Consider the following 20276-nt stretch of genomic DNA (forward strand, 5'->3'; position numbering starts at 1 on the left):
CGTAAGCGCTACCCTAATTTGTCACCCCTTATCAAGCTATGAATGCAGGAGCCTATTACAAACGGGCTTTTTTATGCGCTGTTGAAGGACATGAGAATAGCCACGTATCCTTACAGAGCTTTTTACGATTATCCTGAAGATATTAATTATCTTGCGGCAGTTATAAAAAATACATCGGAAAACGGGGAGCTGTTGGTCCATATACTAAGAAACTGTCTTAAATATAATAAGATGTTTTTAAGCAAAGAAAACCTGCAGGAAAATCAGTTAAAAGAACATCAGCAAATCGCCGATTCTAATTCTAAAGAAGACCTCTTTTTGCATTTTGGTTTATTAGAAAGTTCATCGCGATTTAGTATGGAGATGGAAGTTCTGGAAACGCAAGAATTACAGAAAATTAAATCCTATTTAAGAACGACGTATTTTGCCTAAAGGCGAACCGTATTTAATGAGTTCAATGGTGAAATTTGTAAAGCATCCGGTTTTAATTCTGCTTTTTTTTCTGGGAACAGGTCACAGTCTATCGGGGCAGAGTGTACCATCGTCGGCAGTAATAGATTCCCTGGCCAGCGTATATCGCCAGAATTTATATGCGCATCCCGGGCTGGCAAAAAAAGCAGCTTTAGAATGGCTGGCTGAAGCTAATAAACCGGACTTAAAATTGCAACAGGCACAGGCACATTATGCGCTGGGAAATCTGGGAAATATATCGGGAGATTACCAGAGCACGGTAGCTCATTCGCAGCAAACCATTAAGATATTAAAACAGCTCAATTTTGAAAACGGGCTGGCAGCCTGTTACAACCTGCTGGCGTTGGGTTATAAAAATCTGGGCGAATACCCTAAGGCGATGGACGGCTTTTTGCAGTGTCTGAGTTACGCCAAAAACAACGATGACAAGCAGCAAGAGGCGAATGCGTATCAAAATATCGCGACGCTTTATGTGCTTCAGAAGGAGTACAAAAAGGCTTCTGAGAATTTGGATCGTGCGGCAAACTTATACCGGGAGTTAAAAGATGATGACGGGGTGCTTACCACCTTATTTAATTTTGCAAATATCTTAAAAGAACAGGGGAGGTTTGACGAGTCCCGAAAGCAGTACCAGACGGTATTAGATTACAGAGAACGCGAAGGAAACAAAGCAGTAATAGCCTACATACACATCAATCTGTCGCAGATGCTTCTGGAAGAAAAACGCTACCAGGAAGCTATAGTTGCCCTTAAAAAAACACTGAGGCTTCTAAGAGAACTTCAGTTTAATTCAGACATTACCATTGTACTCAATGATCTGGGGCTTTGCGAAAGCAAACTGGGCAATACTGAAAAAGCCATTGATTATTTTCATCAGGCTTTAGCTATTGGCGAGGAGCAATCGCTGTTGAGATACAATTCAGATATTTATAAGAACCTATCACAGCTCTATCAGGATCAGGGCGATTATGAGAATGCGTTGAAATTCTACGATAAGGGGGTTAATACAACAGCAGAACAAAACTCGCTTGATAAAGAAAAATATGTCGCCAGGCTTCAGGAACGTTACGAAACCCAGTTAAAGGAGACCCGGATTAAACTGCTTGAAAAAGAACAAAAGCTCAGCGAAGCAGAATTACAAAAAGCGGAGCTTACCGTAAAACGCCAGCGCATTATAAGAAATGTATTTATTGCAGGATTTGTACTGGTCTTAATTTCGTTAATCATACTGCGTCTTTTTTACATTCAGCGGTTGCGTGTGCAAAAAGAGTTGAGTTTGCAGCAGGAAGAAAACGCCAAACAACGCATTAACCAGATGATTAAAGATCACAAATTATCGGTTATAGAGCGGTATCAGGAAGGACAGGATGAAGAGCGCGCGCGTCTGGCCCGGGAAATTCACGATGGTATCGGGAGTGATTTAGCGGGGATAAAAATTGCTTTTGAGCATTATACAGAAGATCAGCGCGAAAAACCACAGACTAAACGAATATTAGATGCCATCAGCAATGCGTGTATAGAAATACGCGGACTTTCGCATCAACTGCACCCGTTACCGTTTTCGAAAATAGGTTTTAGCAGTTTTCTCAGTGATTTTATCGATCAGATTACGAATAAAACAGAGCTGGAAATTCAGACGTTTTTCTTTCCGGAAGAAGATATAGATGCCTTGCCTGATGAACTTCTGGCAGACGTCTACCGTATCGTACAGGAGTTGATAAGCAATATTTTAAAACATGCCGAAGCGACCCGGGCAGAAGTGCAACTTACCAAGCACGAAGACCATTTAAATATCGTGATTAACGATAACGGAAAAGGATTTCAGAAAAACAGAAAACAGGGAATCGGACTTCGTAATATTAAAGAACGCCTGCAAAAAGTGCAGGGCACATTAGATATAGACAGCGGTTCTGGCAGCGGAACTTCGATTACCATAGACATTCCTATTCCTTTAAATTAGATATTTTGAAGAAAATAAACATCATTATTGCAGACGACCATTTAATGTTCTTAGAAGGTATAAATACCATTTTACAAGATATGCCGGAGATCGGAGAAGTACATTTAGCTACCGAAGGAAAACAGGTTATACGCTTACTCAATCAGTTTGATATTGATTTGATTATCAGTGACATAAGTATGCCTAAAATGGACGGACTCGAACTGCTTACCGAAATTAAAAAGAAGCACAGTGACGTAAAAGTTATTATGCTGAGCATGCTGGATAATCACCGTACCGTGCATAAAGTGATTCAAAAAGGAGCGAATGGTTTTGTGCCAAAATTTACCAGTAAAGGAGAATTGCAAAAAGCGGTGCGCACTGTAATTGACGGCGAGCAATATTTTTCAGAGCTTATTAAGCAGCGCTATATGGAAAGCGTTTTTGAACGAAAAAAGTACAAAAGCATAGAATTGTCGCCCAGAGAAAAAGAAGTACTTCACCTTTTAGGAGAAGAACTCACGTCTAAAGAGATTTCAGAAAAACTCTTTATTTCGGTAAATACGGTAGAGACCCATCGCAAGAATATTCTTTTAAAAACAGGTTCTAAAACTACCACAGGCGCGGTCAGGTATGCGATAGAATCCGGATTGTTCGACGATTAAAGGAATATGTTAGGCACGCAAAAAGCCCGATGCAAGACACGCACCGGTTTTTTTTGTATAACTGGTAGATGAGATTATAATGCGGTAGAAAAAGGCAGCTCCCGGTTTAGGGCTTCCCACCGCTCTATAAACGATCGTGTATCGTTAACCGGTTGCAATTCTCTGCGAATAATCTTTTGAGTTTCTATATCAAAAAATACCAGAAGTACTGCGGTCGCCGGGTCTTTCCATGCAGCGGTATCTGGACTTGCAGTTTCTTTTCGATCACATAAAAATTGCATCCGGACAGCCTCATCAAACGTGTCTGCGTTTACCATTGTTTTAGAAACGGGATGCAAACGGTAACCGGGATGTGTTTCCTTTAAATAGGCAATGGTATTTGTAGTAAGCTTATTTTCCAACTGCTTATAACCGGCGGCTTTTTGATTAAGAGTAAATTCTGTAAACTCCCATCCGCCGCTTTCCGGTGAGGTTGCACCCTGCAAAAGCGCATTAGGTAACTCTGGTGTTTTTATATTGAATTTGAAATATCCGGCACAATTGAGCACACTCCGGTTGAGGTTCATAGTTCTCAGTAATTCTGAAATAGTCTCTTTTATAAATTCGGGAGTATGGGAGACCGTAAAATCCATTTCAGCGGTAAAATAATTAAAATCCAAAGCAACACCTTTCTTTTCTATTTGAGCAGTCAGGTTTTGTTTTAGGTTGTAATCAATTTCTGCTTCCTTATACATTTGTGCAACAGACTTATTATGCAAGGCCCCTTGATATAAAGTATCTTCTTCTTTCATACGTTTGGCATCAAAGTGTAAGGCAAAACGTATTTTGGGACGCTGTTTTTCAAAAATCTCAACCGAGAACATATTGGGGTTCATATTGCCTTCATTAAAAAAGCGGTGCAAGTTGTCAAAGCCTAAATTTTGTTGAAACCGTTCTGAAAGATACTGGTCGAGTACCGAAGCTGCCCGGCTTTTACTCATACCGCCAAATAATCTGGCACAACTGCCCAAAGACAATAGGGTGACAACCAGTAGTATTACTAAATAGATCATATGCTTCATAAATAAACAGATTTATAAATGCTAATCTAAGAGGAAGTCGCAAAGACCGGCTCACGGAATTCCGTGAGTTTTAACATTCATCAAAACAGGGCAGTTTTTGTCTCTTAATGCAGGGTACTTTTGAAGTATTAATTTCAATAATAAAACCATTATGGGACTACAAGAAAGAAAAGCAGCTAAAGCCATTGAAGATCAATATCTGGGAGATTACCAAAAAGAGATCAATGAGATCGTAGGTAAAGAATTACCGGTTAATATCAACTGGGATACTTTTGAATTAGACTTTATAAAGTTCGTGCCAAGCGTGTGTTTACAACGTCTCACCGATTCTCTAAAAGAAATCTGCGCTGATGATATGGGGAAAGAAGCCGTACAGGAAAGTATTAATACCGTAGAGGTGTATTGTATTCCCGGCGAAGGAGCAGAAGATAAAAAAGAATTAAAGTTAGAAGGTGGTGTATTTTCACTTACCGCTTGCTGGGGTGGTCACCACAGCGGATATTTCTCAGATCTTGTAATTCGTGAATATCTGGAAAACAGTTTGTAAGAGAGGCAGACTATACTCTTCATAAAAAGGAAAGCTCAACAGGCTTTCCTTTTTTATTGGGCTGAATTCAGAGTAGAAATTCAATGGTATACGACTGAAAAATGAAGTATAAAAAACGTCTTTATGAATCTTCTTAAAGACATTTTAAGTTAGTTTCTCCAATGGTGTTAATCCATTTTTACTCACTAAGTGTCCCGGTATCGGGATGCCCCGAGGTCGTTAACTTTATTAAGAACCACACCTTTTAACACAGCCGAAAAATACGCACCTTGAGTACACGGATTATTTTCAGTAAAAGACGGACTGTGACTGTTAATCGTAGTTATAGGGTTTTTTCAATTTGATCTTGCAGTTCTGTTTTTGAAGCGACACTTTTCCAGCCTTTAGCAAGACTTAGTGAAACGTGAAGTTCATCATTCTCGAGGGTAACTGTATTCTCTTCAGAAAATGAGAAATGAAGGGTATTTACGGTTTCTGTAAACGCTTTTTTGGCCAGATTATCTTCCGAAACAGTATTTAAGGTCTCTTTTAGTAAATTTATTACCCTTCCGGCATAGAATTTTTCGGTATCCGTAGAAGTGTCCGTATGCCTGTAGGTGATAGTAAGTTCTTTGCCAAGCGTATCTTTAAGGGCTAAGCTTAGGTTTTTAATTTCTTTTTTAAGCTGAAGCATTGTAGGAACTTCATTTGGATCAGGTATAAACGGGATTTTTCCGTCTGATAATAAGTAGGCGTAATTCTTAATATTGGCTACAGAAATAGAAGAAATGCCGTGAAAATTAATGTATTGTAAATCAGCTTGATTATCATACCAATTACCCACTAAAATCACTCCTTTATCAGCATCATAATTTATAAAATAACCCGAAACTTGTCCTGAACTGTTGCTTATAGAAACCTTGGGCATATTAGGTCTTTCCTGGTTACGCTCTTTATTCGCTATTTCCTGAAGTACTTCTAATACTTGACTTGTCTCAAGTACCGGTAATTGTATCATTGTCTTAAAATCCATAATCTTAGTTTTTTAATAATACTACAAAGTTGGGCCATCGGAAGCGGAGTTCAATACCCGATTTCGGTGATATTTAAAAAAGAACCAAAGATGTCCCGAGCCTGCCGAAGGGATAAAACTCGGGCAGGCTCTTAAAGTCTATCAAAGATTCTTTAGATAATTACTTACCAATACGAACCGACTTGAAACATCATTCAGATAAAGGCAATAACACTGTCTGAAGTCAGGCTTAAAGGTGCTTTAAGATCTGTGACTTTATCGTCATCTATAAAACGACAAACAAGTCGTCTTTAAAGGATAATACATGTTCCAGGACTTGTTGCTCGTCTGCCGGATCATTCCGGCCGGTTCTCCAAAATCTGCTTTACCGCTCTGTGCCTGGTCATTTATTTCTGCCGGACTCAAAAAACCGATGACATTGACCTCAAAGCGTTTTTTATTAAAGGCTTCTACCTGGTGTCGAGCCGTTTCTTCGTTATTCCCTGTGAAAAAGCAGTTTTGTTTTCAGGCAGTTGCATTGTTAACAAATACCGGAAGAAGCGGTGCAAAAAGTGCTATTGCCCAACTATTTTAAAGGAAGAAGAGGTATATTTGTGATTGAATAATATGTTACTTAACATTCAAATCAAAAAACTAAATAAAAATCATTTATGCCACATTTTGTAATTGACTGTTCTGAAAATATTATAAAAATAAAATCTCCGAAAGAAATTATTCAGAAAGTGTATGATACAGCTGAATCAACCGATCTTTTTGACAAAGGAGATATTAAAGTAAGAATTAACCCTTTTGAGTATTACAATATCGGAAATACCGAAGATGATTTTATTCACATCTTCGCTAATATTATGGAAGGACGAACTGTTTCTCAAAAAAAGAATCTTTCGGAAAGAATTATTGCCGAATTGAAATTAATGTTCCCGGACGTTCCGATTATTTCAATCAATATCAGGGATTTTGAAAAAGCAACTTATTGTAACAAATCAATGGTGTAATACTGAACTAACTCTAAGAAACTGTCTAAATTTGATCCTTCGGTTCTTTTATTCTGCCCACACGCCAGCTGGCCCCTTCACTAAAAACTATCAATTGAAACAACAAACCAAAACGGATAATCGCTCGAAGATTCAGAAAAACTTTGGGGAGAAAATATTCAAGACCAGTACTACGATGGAGACAATGCCGAGGTAGAAACCTATATTTCAATAGAAGAATAAAATGAAGCAAAGTTCGATCTTAAAACAACTTCAACATGTGACGTTACAAAGCCAGGGACTAAGTAAAACAGATCCATTTGGAAAGGGCAAGAAAGCTGTGTTATCTGCACTAGAACACCTTGGTTATGTTCAAATTGACACACTGGCAATAGTTGAGCGGGCACATCACCATACTTTTTGGACCAGGGTGCCTGATTATCAAACGGAGTATTTAGACCAGTTGGTCGAAGAGCGTAAAGTTTTTGAATATTGGTTTCACGCAGCATCTTATTTGCCCATAAGGGATTTTCGATACGCCTTGCCCCAAATGCTTCTCTTTAAACGAGGAGAAGCACGTTATTACAATAATGTGGACCCAAAAATCCTTAGTTATGTAAAAGATAGAATCCGTTTAGACGGTCCGCAAAAAGCAAGGGATTTTAAATCTACTAATAAAAAATCAGGAAGTTGGTGGGAGTGGAAACCGACAAAAGTAGCCCTTGAAAAACTTTTTATGCAGGGTGATTTAATGATATGTGGGCGTAATGGTATGGAAAAAATCTACGACCTGACCGAAAGAGTATTGCCCAATACCATCAACACTACTGAACCCGATCCTCTGGAATTTGCTGAATATTTAATCAAAACGTATTTGCGGGCTTATGGTATTACTACCGTCAAACAAATAACACACTTAAAAACCGGTAAAGCACTACGAAAAAATGTTGAACTCGTTTTGCAATCAATGCTTGAAGCAAAAACAGTGCAACAAGTAAACATTGATGGGCTGCCCACTATTTTTGTGCTCCCTGAACTATTTGAAAACAAAATTAAAAAGCCATCTCCCGATATTCGACTGTTATCTCCTTTCGATAACTCGGTTATTCACCGTGAGCGTGCAGAACAACTTTTTAATTTCACTTACCGTCTCGAATGTTACACGCCTAAAGAAAAAAGGCAGTATGGCTATTTCTGTTTGCCCATTCTGTTTGGAGACGAATTTATCGGACGTGTCGATTGCAAAGCACATCGTAAAAATGGGCAATTTGAGCTTATTCATTTACACATTGAAAATAAACATTTAGAAGTCGAATCATGGTTAGAAGCTTTTGTGGAGGCAGTCAATCGCTTTGCTACCTTTAACGGATGTCAATCCGTAAAACTGACCAAAGTAAGTCCGTCAGCATTAACAAAAAAAATTAAAGCAAGCCTTCAGTAGATATGTACTCGAAGTATAAGACTTCAATGTTATAAAGGTTGTTGTGGTTGTTCGTTACGGACCACCGGGAGGTGGCTGTCGTCAAGATCCGCGCTGGACAGGTCCAGTCTCTCGACCTGTGTCTGTCCAAAAACCTGCCCCAGCAGTTTTCCATGCTCCATTCCTTTTTCAGATAAATTAAGTTGTTATAAAAGATTTTGCCGGTTCCGGAATTAGGAATGAGTGACAGTAACAATAACTTTAAAGTTATTTAATATTTCTTCAAGGCGGACAGGCATAAACAGGCCTAAATTTGAAGGCAACTTTAACTGCCTTTATCTATGTCTTTACTTTCGGATTTTAAAAATGGAGATAAGAAGGCATTGGAACGCATCTATCGGAAGTATTATCAACGGATCTACCTTCTAGCGCTTCACTTTACCAAAGCACCCGTCGAAGCAGAAGATTTGGTTCACGATATTTTTCTGAAGTTTTATAACACCCGGGCAAGGCTTTCCGATACGGTGACCGTCGAGGCTCAATTAGTCCGTATTGCCAGGTTTTTTATACTCGATGCGCTTAAAAAGAAAAAGCATTTCCTTTCTACCGATGAATTATCCCTTCCCGAAAGCCAGGAAGACCCTGAAACCGGGGAAATCCCTGATATAGGTAAAACACAACAGCAAAAACTGCTTCGTGCCATAGAGCAGTTACCTGCCAGGTGTAAAGAAATCTTTACCCTGTACAAGATAGAGGGGCTTACCCGAACAGAAATAGCAGACTACAAGAATATATCGGTGAAAACCGTTGAGAATCAGATTTCCAAAGCTAATAAAATACTTAAAAAAGAGCTTGGGACACTATAACTTTGGCTGTTTTTTATTTAAAGAAAAAGTTACCAAACTGTAAACCCGTAGGGGAAAGTATTTTAAAGATCGAATATAGGGTGTATTCATTCTTTAAAGTATGGAAGAGAAAAAGAAGTATCCTTATACTTCCGAAGCGGATCTGCACAGACATATCGATGAGGTATGGAAAGCTTCGGAACATGCAAAGATAAACGAAACCGGCGTTGGTAATCGGGTATGGAAACGTATATCCCTGTCCATATCCAGGCAAAAATGGCGCATGTATCGTCTGACTGCGGCGGCTGTAGTAGTAATTATGCTATCTGTGGGACTGTCGTGGTACGCTTTTTCCGGAAAAGAAGAAGTGCTTATTGTCAATAACGAGAACAAGCCGAAACATATAAAACTGGAGGATGGATCAGAGATTATCCTCAACCGGTTTTCCACGCTGTCCTACAGTCCTTCCGAAAAGAGAAAGGTAACGCTTTTTGGGGAAGCGTTTTTTGATATTTCCAAAGACAGTCTGCACCCGTTTCGGATAGAGACCGACTCGTTGGCCGTTACCGTACTCGGTACCAGCTTTAACGTATATGCCTATAAGGAAAACCCGGATATCCGGGTGTCTCTGTACTCCGGTAAAGTAGCAATAGGCATGGCCAATGGTTTGCAAGAACAATTATCACCCGGCCGGGAATTTGTCTATGATTTTACGAATGCCGGCGGGTACATACGAGAGTTTCATAAAAGAGGTACCATAGCCTGGACTTCTTCCTCCATAGAATGTTCGGAGACTCCGTTGTCTGAACTGTTTGTAAAGATCGAGAATTACTATCACATAAAGTTGCTATATGATGCGGATAGCATACAACAGTGTCGGATAACGGGAACTTTCAAAATAGAAGACGATATATCGCATTTGTTTCGCCTTATCCGTTTTTCTCACAACATAGATTTTGAAAAGAAAGGAACGAACCAATACCGGCTGGTTTCCGGTTCCTGTGAATAAACAAGAGGAAGATCCGGCCCGATCCCCCTCCTGAGTATCTGAAATTACATAGTAATAAAGAATAACCAAACATAACTAATCTCATGAGAAATTTCAAGTAAAACCAAAGAAAAAGACTACTCCAAAAAGGAGGTATCGTCTAAGCTACTGTAAATGCTATCACTACCGGCCCTTGTGATAGCCAAAACAATCTGTAACATAGTATTAAAGATGAAACTAAAACAATTTTTTACCCTGAAAATATGGTGTGTAATCCTGTTTTCGGTACATGTATCGGCTACCGCTGCCAGTCTTTCAACCGTGTTCTATGAAACACAAAAATTAAGTGTGATACTCGAACTCCTGAAAGCAAATTACCAGGAAATAAACTTTGTTTATAACCCCGACAATTTTAAAGACATAAGCGTAAAGGACTATAAACTGAAAAAAGAACTGGGAATTCGTGAAAATCTGAACAATCTGGGACGCCTGGCCCCGATTTCTTACCTTATTGAAGGGCATACTATAGCTTTAAAGCGCAAGACAATTACACCAAAAACACAACAACGCATAATAAGTGGTAAAGTACTGGATGAAAATGATATACCCGTTTTCGGCGCCAATGTGTTTGTTGAGGAGACCGGTTTAGGTACCGTAACGGATTTCGATGGAAATTTTGAGCTTGCTATCCGGTCTTTCCCTGTGGAACTCAAGGTGTCCTACCTCGGATACAAGATGCACATGGAGATTGTAGAAGACCCGGTAAGTAACATACTGGTTAGTCTGGAACCCTCTTTTGAGAGTCTGAATGAAGTGGTTGTAACGGGGCAGGGAGCAGATGTGCGTAAAAAACGCCTGTCTACCAGGGTAACCACCATCAGTTCAGATGAGTTGGAGCAATTGCCGGCACAACGTATCGACCAGCAGTTATCGGCTAAATTACCTAATGCGCAGATCAATCTTACCGGGGGACAGGCGGGAGCTACATCTATCATAAGGGCAAGGGGAGTGAACTCTGCTTTTCTGAATTCCACGCCTATTATTTACCTGGACGGTGTTCGCCTGGATAATCTCAATACCCAATCGGCATTGGGAGGAACTTCCCAGGGGGCTTCCATGAGTGCCATAGCCGATATTCCGATGGATAATATTGAAAAGATAGAATATATAAACGGGGGAGCTGCAACCACACTTTACGGATCAGATGCAGCTAACGGGGTCATCCAGATATTTACTAAAAAAGGGGGTAGGCCCGGAACCCATCTCACAGTAGGAACCGAAGCAGGTTTTGAAACGCCTACTACCGATTTTCTGTATTTCGACCGTACGAAAGACCTTTTGTTCCGTACAGGAGCCTACCAGAAATACAGGCTTAATGTCAACGGGGAGAGCGAAAGAGGGTTCGGATATAATTTTGCCGGAAGTTTTCTGAACAGTTCAGGGGTACAGATACACGATCAGAACGAAAATCAGAAAGCCGATTTCAGTACCGGGTTCCGGGCAAAACTGGCAGATAACGTAGATTACGAAAGTTCCTTTATATATGTTTATAACAAGTACAAGAGAAGCCGTAACGGTAACCAGGGAGGGTATACCGGGCTTTGGTTTGCAGAGGACGGGGCTTCTTCTATTACCGGGCCTGGTTTTAATAACAGGCTCGATGAGCTTTCGGACGAAGAGTTCGGGGAGATCAGGGATTTTGTGGACAATGCGGAAAGGCTTCAGGACAACAGTATTGTTGTAAATCGCTTTACGACATCACAAATTTTCAAGTACCGGCCTTTTGATAACCTTTTAGTGAAGTTTACGGGAGGTATTGATTTCCGGATGCAGGAGCAAAACGTCGTACAGACCAATGAATACCTCTCCGCTACCCGGGGGCAGGAGATTACCGACCAGGGGAGTATACAAAACGTACAGCGCAACTATCTGGGAGTAACATTGGAATTGACGGCACAACACACCTATGAAACCGGGGATTTTTCTTTGATAAGCACTTTGGGAGGGCAATTTTTCCGGACCAGGGACCGCCAGATATTGTTCAGCGGGACCAACATCCGGGATGGTGCACAGACCATAAGCGATGCAGCCATAAAAGACAGTGACGAATACCTCAATGAAGTCTTGAACTATGGAATATACCTCCAGGAAAATATAGGATATGCCGATAAACTGTTTCTCGACCTGGGTATCCGAGGGGACCGTAACCCTGCTTTCGGGGATAATATAGGGACTCAGTTTTATCCTAAAGCAGGATTATCATACATGATTTCCTCCGAACCCTGGTTTAAATCACAGGTATTAAATTCGCTGCGTTTTCGTGCCAGTTATGGTGTTGCCGGAAACCTGCCACCTGCATACGCCAACGAAAAGACAATCTCATTTGACGGTTTTCTGGGAGAACAAGCCGCTTTTTTCGGCCAACCCGGAAATGATAACCTGAAACCGGAGAAAACAACCACAACAGAAGCAGGTGTGGATATAGCCTTTTGGAACAACAGGATAAACCTCTCTGCCGGGTATTACCGTGCACTTACAAAGGATGCGTTGTTTTATGTACCGCCGGCTCCTTCCGGAGGCTACAGGGTAAGCCAGTTGTATAATATCGGGGAAATAGAAAACTATGGTCTGGAGATCAGTGCCATTGTAGTTCCGGTACAAACCGAAGACATAACCCTGAGTATCAATGCTTCCGTAAACACCCTACACAATGAAGTAATCGACGCGGGAGGAGCACCTGCATTCAATATTAACGGATTCAGTTCCAGGACACTGCAAACAGTTGTACAGGAAGGGCATCCCGTAGGCTTCATCCGTGGGAATTATGGTGTTTTTGATGAAAACGGTGTACTCGAAGAAACCACGCCACAATCCTATCTCGGTTCCACTATCCCAAAGGTTTTTGGTAATCTCGGACTGAATTTTTCCTATAAAAATTTCAGTCTGTTCAGTAATGCTTCCTACCAGACCGGGGCTTATGCCGCTAACTGGGATGCACAATTCCGGTACTACTACGGCGCTTCGGAAGATTTTATTCCGCAAGGAGAAATCGAGACCAACGGAAGGACAAACTGGTTAAATTTCACCAATTGTTTTGTGGAAAAAACAGACTACCTTAAAATTCGGACAATTGGAATGACCTATATGTTCAGACCAAAAGAAAAAAGTTTTTATAATAATATGATTTTTGGACTTACAGCCCTAAACCCGCTAAATTTTACTTCCTCGACATTTGATCCGGAAGCTACCATAAGTGGTGCCGCCCAGGGACAGGGAGGGGCAAGCACCGGGGGGATCTCTTACGCGACCTATTCGGCTCCGAGACAATTTCTGGCATCTGTAAAAATTAACTTTTAAAAAAACGATGATGAAAAAGAACAGCATATATCTATTACTTCTTTTGATCTGTATAACATCTTGTGTAGAGAATCCCAACGTTACGGAGGATGTTTATCTCGAAAATCCCAATTCCGTAAGCAGTTGGATTGTAGGATTAAAACGCCAGCTGGCCGTTACTGCCAATACCGTAAATGTAAATGTTGCCATTACCTCCGACAATTATTTCAACAACTATTCGCAATACAGTAAGGTTTTTGATATTCCACAGATCGATTATTTTGATGTGGATGTCAATAGTCTCCAGGCTGATGTACAGGCGTTGCGGGAAATGGCCGTATATGGTATAAATCATATTGTTGTTGCCGACGCCTCGGCCACGGCAGAAGACGAGGCTTTTATGCATTTTTGCCTGGGATACGCCAATATCCTGGGAGGAGAACTCTTTACCGGGTTACCGGAGACAAACCTGGGAACAGTACTTACCCCCGAACAAATTTTTGGCAATGCCATTTTAAATCTGGAAGCTGCTATCAGCCTGGAAACCGATCCTGAACGGATAGCCGTGTACCAGCTTTTGAAAGCCAGGGTGTATTATAACGTAGGAGATGTGTCCAATGCCATCGAAGCAGCCAGGGCATCTTTATCCAGCCCTTCCCTGCTGTACCATATACAATTTGACGGTCAGAACGGAGTACGGAATGAAATGCAGAACGCCATTTTTGATGCGTTGCCCAATCGTTTGGCTCCGCTACCGAGACTGGATTTTCTCGATCCGAAATATTATTCGGAAGGAACCCCCGAAACCGATCAGAAACCTGTTGCCCTGGCAAAATCAGAAGAAGCCTATCTGATCATGGCCGAAGCCTATCTGGCACAGCAAAACATGACTGAAGCCAAAACTGTGTTACAGTCTTTATTGACGTTAGTGGCAGAACGCCCCGTAGTACTTATTGATGATAGCGGAGAGACAAGGAACGGTGGTAACCGGGACGATTATCCTTTAACAGAAGTATTGGTCAGGTTCGATAGTGAAAGTGTTTATAGGGAAGGATACGTCCTGGATCGCCAGGTTGGAAATGTAAACGTTTATACTGTTTCCGGAACCAGCATTACAAGTGATGACATTGAAAACGCTGTCACGGTAGATAAACTCCTGTACCTGGTATACCAGCTCCGTCAGGAAATATTTATCAGCGAAGGCAGGAGGTTGACGGACCTGGGGATCAAATATCCTGTTTCCCAGACAGAACAGGACAACAATCCCAATGTCCCCGACGAATATACTGTGGCACAGATTCCTTCCTTTATTCCGGAAGGAGGTCAGTTGGATAATTTCCGGACGGATGCCGAAGGAAATATTACCATGGATGTGGATATGAACAAAATAATTGTAGAAAACAAAAGCGCGACGGAAGTTGTTCCGTTCTTTTAAAGCTAAATAATAATGAAACACATAATAAGGACCATACTGATTTTCGGGGCTGTTTTTACCTTTGCTTCAAGCAGTGCCCAAAAAGTAGAACACGTAGTATTGATAAGTATCGATGGTTTCCGGCCGGAATTTTATAAAGATGATTATTGGCCGACGGCCAACCTGAAAATAATGGCGGAAAAAGGAATTTATGCCGATGAAGTAAGAACTATTTTTCCATCGGTGACCTATCCTTCACATACTACCCTGGCAACCGGAGTTTTGCCCGCGGAACACGGTATTTATTACAATACCAGTGTGAATAAGGACGGCAAACCAGGCAACTGGATATACGACCATAAAGAGATCAGGGCGAAAACCATATGGCAGGCAGCCAAAGAAAAGGGGAAGACTACAGCTTCGGTTTCCTGGCCTATAACGGTCAATAATCCATATATAGATTATAATATACCGGAAATATGGTCTTTTGATAATCCAATGGACAGGAGAGGAGCCACAGCAAAGTATGCCCATCCGGAAGGCCTGTTTGAAGAAGCGGTATCCGAGGTCACGGGAAAACTGGAAATAGATGAATACAACTTATCCTCCCTGAGAATGGATGCGAATCTCGGGCGAATTGCCGGTTATATCGTGGAAAAATACAAACCCAATCTGTTGACGGTACACCTGCCCAATACGGACGGGGCACAGCACAGAGAAGGAAGGCGGGGAAGCCAGGTAAAGAGGGCTATAGCAGGAGCGGATAACAGCGTTGGCTACATTTATGACGCCCTGGAAAAAGCCGGGATTCTGGAGAATACCGCTATCATTATTACCGGTGACCACGGTTTTGTAACTACACATACGAGTATTTCACCCAACCTGTGGCTAAAGGAAAACGGCCTTGCGGATAAAGCATTTTTCTTCTCTACCGGAGGATCTGCATTTTTACATTTACGGGATGAAAATGATAAAAAGACAATTGAAAAAACGAAACAGATGTTGAAGGGTTTACCCCTGGCCTGGAAAAGTATGTTCAAAATTATTGATGCAGAACAATTGAAAGAGATAAAAAGCACCCCTGGTGTGTCCCTGGCTATCTCAGCAAACAAGGGATTTTGTTTTGATAACGATATGAAAGGGCCGCTTTTAAAGGAAAAAACAGGTGGCAAACACGGTTATTATCCGGATTTTCATGAAATATATACCGGCTTTATAGGGTACGGGGCCGGATTCAAAGAAGGGAAAAATATTCCGTTTATGCAGCTGGAAGATATTCCGTCCATAATAGCTTTTCTGCTCAATATCGATCTCCCCGGATCCGAAGGTGTTGTTTATCCGGGAATATTAAGCCAGGAGTTACCAGACATGGAAAAATAATAAAACTGGCTTATTAATATCAGGTCCGTCGGGAAAATTGGTTGCCTGGCGGACCTATTACATAAACTTGTTCTGTACAGAATTAATCCCTGTAGAAAGGAACAAAGTGATGTGTACCACTTGCTTCTCTACGCGTGTTCTTTTACAGTAATTTAACTTGAGTTCGATTTAAGATAAGACCAAATATGCTGGTTATAAGGTGCTTGGGTCAAAAATAGTGCTGTCCCCTCGAGAACTAACAAATAGCGCTCATCCTTTCCGTAGACAGGATACTTGATATGTGTATATTTCTCAAAAGTACTTTATAGTATGAAAGCCTGCACTTAAAATGCAATTTCCACGAATTGATTTCAAAAAAACTAAAATAATTCATACAGGATCTATGTGAAACTGAACTCTATTAGAGAGAAGAACTAAGTTTAACAACAATTTAAAACACAGCGATTTATTCGAATAAAATAAAATAAATGAATTGGAGTTATAGAAGCAGACGAATCATAATCAATAAGAATTGGAAATTTCTAATTACTCTCTTATTATCAGTTCAATTTTCACCTGTTTTCTGAGTAGTGTTCTCTATTTTTATAAAGAATACAACTTTAAAGACAATAAATATATATTGTTTGCTATTCTTACCATTACTTCAATTTTATTGATCGATAAAACCGAAAACCTATACCTTCAAAAAGACTTTTTTGGAAATTCTCTTATTAATTTTTTTCAGGGGGTACGACTCGCTTTTATATTTCCGGTATTTATCTATTTATTCATAGCAAATATTGTGAAAAGTGATAAAGAAAGGAACAGTATTTTATTGTTTATCCCTTTTGTTTTTTTTACGGCCTTAAGTGTAATTTTTAAATTACATAATGACGTTTATGTTGAGGTCACCCGGCTTAAATTCAGCTACCTGTATTGGTTTGAAAATATTTCATTATTTGTATTCTCTTCCTGTCTTTTCTATAAGATCTCTGGTACAATTAAGGCCGAGAAAACACAAAACACTTTAAAACTCGATGAAAACTGGTTAAATCAAATCAAAGGGGTCAGCTATTTACTAACGCTACTGTTTATTAGCTTTAACTGTTATAAATTGGTCTTCGATTTTAAGGTCGAATGGTTTTCAAATATTTTAAAACTATTCACTTCCGTTTATTTTTTCTGGCTTTGTTTCAGAGGAATTTCAGAACTGAGGATTAAGGATGAAAGAAATGAAATAACTCAAAAATTAAAACCTGCTTCAAATAATCCCGGAAAGCGGGCATTTTCCGGCTCGGGAAAAACCAGTAGGGGAAATGAGCCCGAATATGTAAGAGTAATTGATGAGTTGCTAAATGTAGGTAAGTTGTACAGGAAACCTGATCTCAGTAGGGAGTATATTGCGGAAAAAATAGGGATTAGCCCCGGATATTTATCGGAAATCATAAATTCCAATTATAATCAAAATTTCAGCAGTCTTGTTAATAGTTACAGGATCAAAGAAGCTATGGAGCTATTACAGCATCCTGAGTTTTCAAAATATAACATCGTTTCTGTAGCTTATGAAGTCGGTTTTAATTCTAAATCTTCTTTTTATAAGGCCTTTAAAAAAGAAACGGGAACCACTCCTTCAATCTATCTTTCTTCACAAATATGTCCCGATTTATAGAGTTCCGATAAATCGAAACTCTTAATTGTACAGCAATGCATTGATTTGTATCCAGATAATCGAGACCGGTCTTCGGTCTTTTAAAAAGGATACTTTCAATGATATACCATAAGTTTCTTGAGGTAAGTTCTCAAGGAAGCTTTTTACAAAGCTTTAAAAGAAGAGGAATATTTTGGTCATTCCTCTTGGTTTGTATTTCTTCTTTTGCGCAAAATAAAACTATTCAAGGTTATATTGAAGAAGGGTTAAACAATAATATAGCCTTACAGAATGAAGAATTAAGCCTAAAAGAAGCACATTACCGATTAGAAGTTGCTAAAGGGATGTTCTATCCCACACTGGCCTTTAAAAGTGACTATACTTATAGTTCCGGCGGAAGGGCGTTTACATTTCCTATAGGAGATCTTCTTAATCCGGTCTATAATTCATTAAATGAGCTTACGCAATCCAACGACTTTCAAAATATACCCAACGCTACTTTTAATTTAAACGCTAATGATTTTTACAATCACAGGCTTTCCCTGGCAGTTCCGCTTATAGATAAAGAAATATTTGTACAGAAGAAATTAAGGAAGGAAAATATCTCCCAACAAGAGGCAGAAGTACTTGTGTATAAGAGAAAATTAGTAAGAGATATTAAAGAGGCCTATTATAATATTATTAAGGCAAATAATCAAATAAAAACACTTCAAAAGGCAGATATACTCCTTCGGGATAACTACAACAACACGTTGTCAAAGGTGAAAAACGGTACGGCCCTTAAAGGTAACGCGCTGCAAATACACACCCAGATAAATAACAACAGTGCAGCGCTCGAAAAAGCACAAAATGATTTTGAGAATGCCTGTGCATATTTGAATTTCCTTACCAACCAACCCTTAACCAGAACCATCCACATGGATACCGGCGGATTTTCATATACTTCGGATAATACATTATTTCAAGAACACAGTATTGCCAACAGGCCCGAACTGCAATCTTTACAAAGTCAGATTGTGCAGGCCGAATACGATGTGAAAATTAAAAAATCGGCATTCCTACCTACGATTTATACTTCTCTTGATCTGGGGTATCAAAACAGTTATTTCAAGTTTGAACCCGAAGATCAGTATTTACAGGGAATGGTTTCTTTAAAATGGGACTTGTTTACAGGATTTCGCAATAAAAACAACGTACGCATTTCAAAGATTAATGTTGAAAGATTACAAAACGAACTTTCCCAGGCCGAAAAACAATACCAATTGGATACAAAAAATGTGCTGCGTGACCTGGAAAGCGCAGTAACCAAACTGGAAAACACCCGGCAAAATGTAGAAGATCTCAAAAAATATTACAGGGAAATAAAGGCTCGCTATGACCAGGGGATTATGCTTTTAATTGAACTGAACGATGCTTTTCATCAGTTGATTAATCAACAATTAGAATATGAACAAGCAAAAACCGATGTATTGTTCAAACAAACAGCCCTTGAGCAAATAACCGCATCCTATCCATTTTAATTAAAAAAACATTCTCCATGAAAATATTTAAAATCATATTTTACTCAAGTCTTACAAGCTTGATTTTATCTTGCCAAAATCAGGAAGAACCTACTTCGGAAACCGAAGTTATTCCGATAAAAACCGCTAAAGTAATTTCAAAAAACTATGCGTCCCCCATTTTATCCAGTGGTGTTATTTCCTCTGACGTGGAAACAAACCTCTCTTTTAAGACGGCGGGATATATAAACAGGTTATATGCAAAGGAAGGGGAAGCCATAAAAAAAGGACAATTGCTGGCCACCATTAACCCGACAGAAATCAATGCCCAATTAGCCATTGCAAAAAGTAATTACGAAATGACAGCACAGGATTTTGAAAGGATAAAAAACCTTTATGAAGAAGGTGCGGCTACCAAAGAAGAATTTGATCAGAAAAAAGCCGTTTTGAGCAGTAACCTGCAACAATATAACATTGCAAAATTCAATCAGAAATATACCTCCATTTATGCCAATACTTCAGGAACTTTGCTAAACAAATTTATGAATGAAGGCGAATTTGTTCCGGCAGGAACTTCAGTTTACCGGATAAGTTCAACAGATAAAAACGATTGGATTATAGAACTTGGCATTTCAGATAAAGACTGGACAAAAGTTAAAGTTGGTGATGCTGCCGTAGTTACCATAGATGCGTATAAACAGGTAGAATTTAAAGCATCTGTTTCAGAGGTAGGCAGTGCGGCAAATCCTTCCACCGGAACTTTCAAGATCAAGCTGAAAATAAATCCCGGTAATTACCAACTGGTCAATGGCCTGGTGGCTTCAGTTAAAATATCCCCCTCTCAAACAGCGAAACTACAGTTTATCCCCAGTATTTCCCTTACGGAAGCAAATGGCTATGCAGGGAGTGTTTACATTCTTAAAAAAGATAAAAAAACGGTTGAAAAACGAAAAGTAGAAATTGCCTTTATCGACAAACATCGGGTTGCTATATCCGCTGGCCTTGAAGATGCCGGAGAAGTGGTTACAGACGGGGCTTCCTACCTCAGTCCTAACGCTCAAATAATTGTAAAAAACAGCAATCCATAATTCCTGCGTT

The 20276-nt window shown here is 39.8% G+C and carries 18 protein-coding genes; 15 read left to right on the forward strand and 3 right to left on the reverse strand.

Translation table 11 applies throughout. The features are described from left to right. The first annotated feature begins 90 nt into the window (after positions 1–90). Genes ACVBDU_RS12160 through ACVBDU_RS12170 form a run of 3 tightly spaced genes read left to right on the forward strand, consistent with a single transcriptional unit; the run spans position 91 to position 3075 of the window. Entirely contained in the window at positions 91–432 is a 342-nt protein-coding gene (locus tag ACVBDU_RS12160) for a hypothetical protein (RefSeq protein WP_447180026.1), read from the forward strand. Positions 433–448: 16 nt separating this feature from the next. Further along, positions 449–2431: a tetratricopeptide repeat-containing sensor histidine kinase gene (locus ACVBDU_RS12165; RefSeq protein ID WP_447180027.1), complete on the forward strand. Its 1983-nt coding sequence runs from the start codon at positions 449–451 to the stop codon at positions 2429–2431. A gap of 5 nt (positions 2432–2436) precedes the next feature. Next, the gene (locus ACVBDU_RS12170; RefSeq protein WP_447180028.1) at positions 2437–3075 is read left to right on the forward strand and encodes a response regulator transcription factor; all 639 of its coding nucleotides are present in this window, start codon (positions 2437–2439) and stop codon (positions 3073–3075) included. 74 nt (positions 3076–3149) lie between these two features. On the opposite strand, the gene ACVBDU_RS12175 is transcribed toward ACVBDU_RS12170, so the two are convergent. Beyond that, the gene (locus ACVBDU_RS12175) at positions 3150–3866 is read right to left on the reverse strand and encodes a hypothetical protein (RefSeq protein ID WP_447180029.1); all 717 of its coding nucleotides are present in this window, start codon (positions 3864–3866) and stop codon (positions 3150–3152) included. 421 nt (positions 3867–4287) lie between these two features. On the opposite strand from ACVBDU_RS12175, the gene ACVBDU_RS12180 reads away from it, so the two are divergent. Further along, complete coding sequence (locus tag ACVBDU_RS12180; protein WP_447180030.1) at positions 4288–4683, forward strand: hypothetical protein; 396 nt, start codon at positions 4288–4290, stop codon at positions 4681–4683. Between the two features lie 322 nt (positions 4684–5005). Here the strand turns inward: ACVBDU_RS12180 and ACVBDU_RS12185 are convergent, their stop codons facing one another. Then, the gene (locus tag ACVBDU_RS12185) at positions 5006–5695 is read right to left on the reverse strand and encodes a hypothetical protein (protein WP_447180031.1); all 690 of its coding nucleotides are present in this window, start codon (positions 5693–5695) and stop codon (positions 5006–5008) included. Between the two features lie 304 nt (positions 5696–5999). On the opposite strand from ACVBDU_RS12185, the gene ACVBDU_RS12190 reads away from it, so the two are divergent. From ACVBDU_RS12190 to ACVBDU_RS12200, 3 genes are all read left to right on the forward strand, one after another. Then, complete coding sequence (locus ACVBDU_RS12190; protein WP_447180032.1) at positions 6000–6269, forward strand: hypothetical protein; 270 nt, start codon at positions 6000–6002, stop codon at positions 6267–6269. A 76-nt stretch (positions 6270–6345) separates the two neighbouring features. Then, entirely contained in the window at positions 6346–6690 is a 345-nt protein-coding gene (locus ACVBDU_RS12195) for a 5-carboxymethyl-2-hydroxymuconate Delta-isomerase (RefSeq protein ID WP_447180033.1), read from the forward strand. Positions 6691–6913: 223 nt separating this feature from the next. After that, positions 6914–8110 (forward strand): winged helix-turn-helix domain-containing protein, encoded by a 1197-nt coding sequence (locus ACVBDU_RS12200; protein WP_447180034.1) that lies wholly within the window; start codon positions 6914–6916, stop codon positions 8108–8110. 29 nt (positions 8111–8139) lie between these two features. Here ACVBDU_RS12200 and ACVBDU_RS12205 read toward each other — a convergent pair whose 3' ends face one another. Further along, positions 8140–8271, reverse strand: coding sequence for a hypothetical protein (locus ACVBDU_RS12205; RefSeq protein WP_447180035.1), 132 nt, complete (start codon positions 8269–8271; stop codon positions 8140–8142). 159 nt (positions 8272–8430) lie between these two features. Here ACVBDU_RS12205 and ACVBDU_RS12210 point away from each other — a divergent pair, with 159 nt between their 5' ends. The 8 genes from ACVBDU_RS12210 to ACVBDU_RS12245 all read left to right on the forward strand — a co-directional run bounded on the left by ACVBDU_RS12210 (position 8431) and on the right by ACVBDU_RS12245 (position 20266). Continuing rightward, positions 8431–8955: an RNA polymerase sigma factor gene (locus ACVBDU_RS12210; protein ID WP_447180036.1), complete on the forward strand. Its 525-nt coding sequence runs from the start codon at positions 8431–8433 to the stop codon at positions 8953–8955. Positions 8956–9055: 100 nt separating this feature from the next. Continuing rightward, complete coding sequence (locus tag ACVBDU_RS12215) at positions 9056–9943, forward strand: FecR family protein (protein WP_447180037.1); 888 nt, start codon at positions 9056–9058, stop codon at positions 9941–9943. A 210-nt stretch (positions 9944–10153) separates the two neighbouring features. Continuing rightward, positions 10154–13279, forward strand: coding sequence for a TonB-dependent receptor domain-containing protein (locus ACVBDU_RS12220; protein ID WP_447180038.1), 3126 nt, complete (start codon positions 10154–10156; stop codon positions 13277–13279). Positions 13280–13289: 10 nt separating this feature from the next. Beyond that, the gene (locus tag ACVBDU_RS12225) at positions 13290–14693 is read left to right on the forward strand and encodes a tetratricopeptide repeat protein (RefSeq protein WP_447180039.1); all 1404 of its coding nucleotides are present in this window, start codon (positions 13290–13292) and stop codon (positions 14691–14693) included. 12 nt (positions 14694–14705) lie between these two features. After that, on the forward strand, positions 14706–16052 hold the full coding sequence (locus ACVBDU_RS12230) for an alkaline phosphatase family protein (protein WP_447180040.1): 1347 nt from the start codon (positions 14706–14708) through the stop codon (positions 16050–16052). A 781-nt stretch (positions 16053–16833) separates the two neighbouring features. Further along, the gene (locus ACVBDU_RS12235) at positions 16834–17700 is read left to right on the forward strand and encodes a helix-turn-helix domain-containing protein (RefSeq protein ID WP_447180041.1); all 867 of its coding nucleotides are present in this window, start codon (positions 16834–16836) and stop codon (positions 17698–17700) included. Between the two features lie 98 nt (positions 17701–17798). Beyond that, entirely contained in the window at positions 17799–19199 is a 1401-nt protein-coding gene (locus tag ACVBDU_RS12240; RefSeq protein WP_447180042.1) for a TolC family protein, read from the forward strand. A gap of 17 nt (positions 19200–19216) precedes the next feature. Continuing rightward, a complete protein-coding gene (locus ACVBDU_RS12245) occupies positions 19217–20266 on the forward strand; it encodes an efflux RND transporter periplasmic adaptor subunit (protein WP_447180043.1) in 1050 nt (349 codons plus the stop codon). Positions 20267–20276: the final 10 nt, after the last annotated feature.

It is taken from the genome of Sinomicrobium endophyticum (genome assembly GCF_052983315.1).

Coding starts and splice junctions, on each gene's coding strand:
- ACVBDU_RS12230 (WP_447180040.1), top strand. CDS start 14,706: ATGAAACACATAATAAGGACCATACTGATTTTCGGGGCTGTTTTTACC.
- ACVBDU_RS12210 (WP_447180036.1), top strand. CDS start 8,431: ATGTCTTTACTTTCGGATTTTAAAAATGGAGATAAGAAGGCATTGGAA.
- ACVBDU_RS12225 (WP_447180039.1), top strand. CDS start 13,290: ATGAAAAAGAACAGCATATATCTATTACTTCTTTTGATCTGTATAACA.
- ACVBDU_RS12220 (WP_447180038.1), top strand. CDS start 10,154: ATGAAACTAAAACAATTTTTTACCCTGAAAATATGGTGTGTAATCCTG.
- ACVBDU_RS12185 (WP_447180031.1), bottom strand. CDS start 5,695: ATGGATTTTAAGACAATGATACAATTACCGGTACTTGAGACAAGTCAA.
- ACVBDU_RS12195 (WP_447180033.1), top strand. CDS start 6,346: ATGCCACATTTTGTAATTGACTGTTCTGAAAATATTATAAAAATAAAA.
- ACVBDU_RS12190 (WP_447180032.1), top strand. CDS start 6,000: ATGTTCCAGGACTTGTTGCTCGTCTGCCGGATCATTCCGGCCGGTTCT.
- ACVBDU_RS12205 (WP_447180035.1), bottom strand. CDS start 8,271: ATGGAGCATGGAAAACTGCTGGGGCAGGTTTTTGGACAGACACAGGTC.
- ACVBDU_RS12175 (WP_447180029.1), bottom strand. CDS start 3,866: ATGAAAGAAGAAGATACTTTATATCAAGGGGCCTTGCATAATAAGTCT.
- ACVBDU_RS12200 (WP_447180034.1), top strand. CDS start 6,914: ATGAAGCAAAGTTCGATCTTAAAACAACTTCAACATGTGACGTTACAA.
- ACVBDU_RS12215 (WP_447180037.1), top strand. CDS start 9,056: ATGGAAGAGAAAAAGAAGTATCCTTATACTTCCGAAGCGGATCTGCAC.
- ACVBDU_RS12160 (WP_447180026.1), top strand. CDS start 91: ATGAGAATAGCCACGTATCCTTACAGAGCTTTTTACGATTATCCTGAA.
- ACVBDU_RS12180 (WP_447180030.1), top strand. CDS start 4,288: ATGGGACTACAAGAAAGAAAAGCAGCTAAAGCCATTGAAGATCAATAT.
- ACVBDU_RS12165 (WP_447180027.1), top strand. CDS start 449: ATGAGTTCAATGGTGAAATTTGTAAAGCATCCGGTTTTAATTCTGCTT.
- ACVBDU_RS12240 (WP_447180042.1), top strand. CDS start 17,799: ATGATATACCATAAGTTTCTTGAGGTAAGTTCTCAAGGAAGCTTTTTA.
- ACVBDU_RS12245 (WP_447180043.1), top strand. CDS start 19,217: ATGAAAATATTTAAAATCATATTTTACTCAAGTCTTACAAGCTTGATT.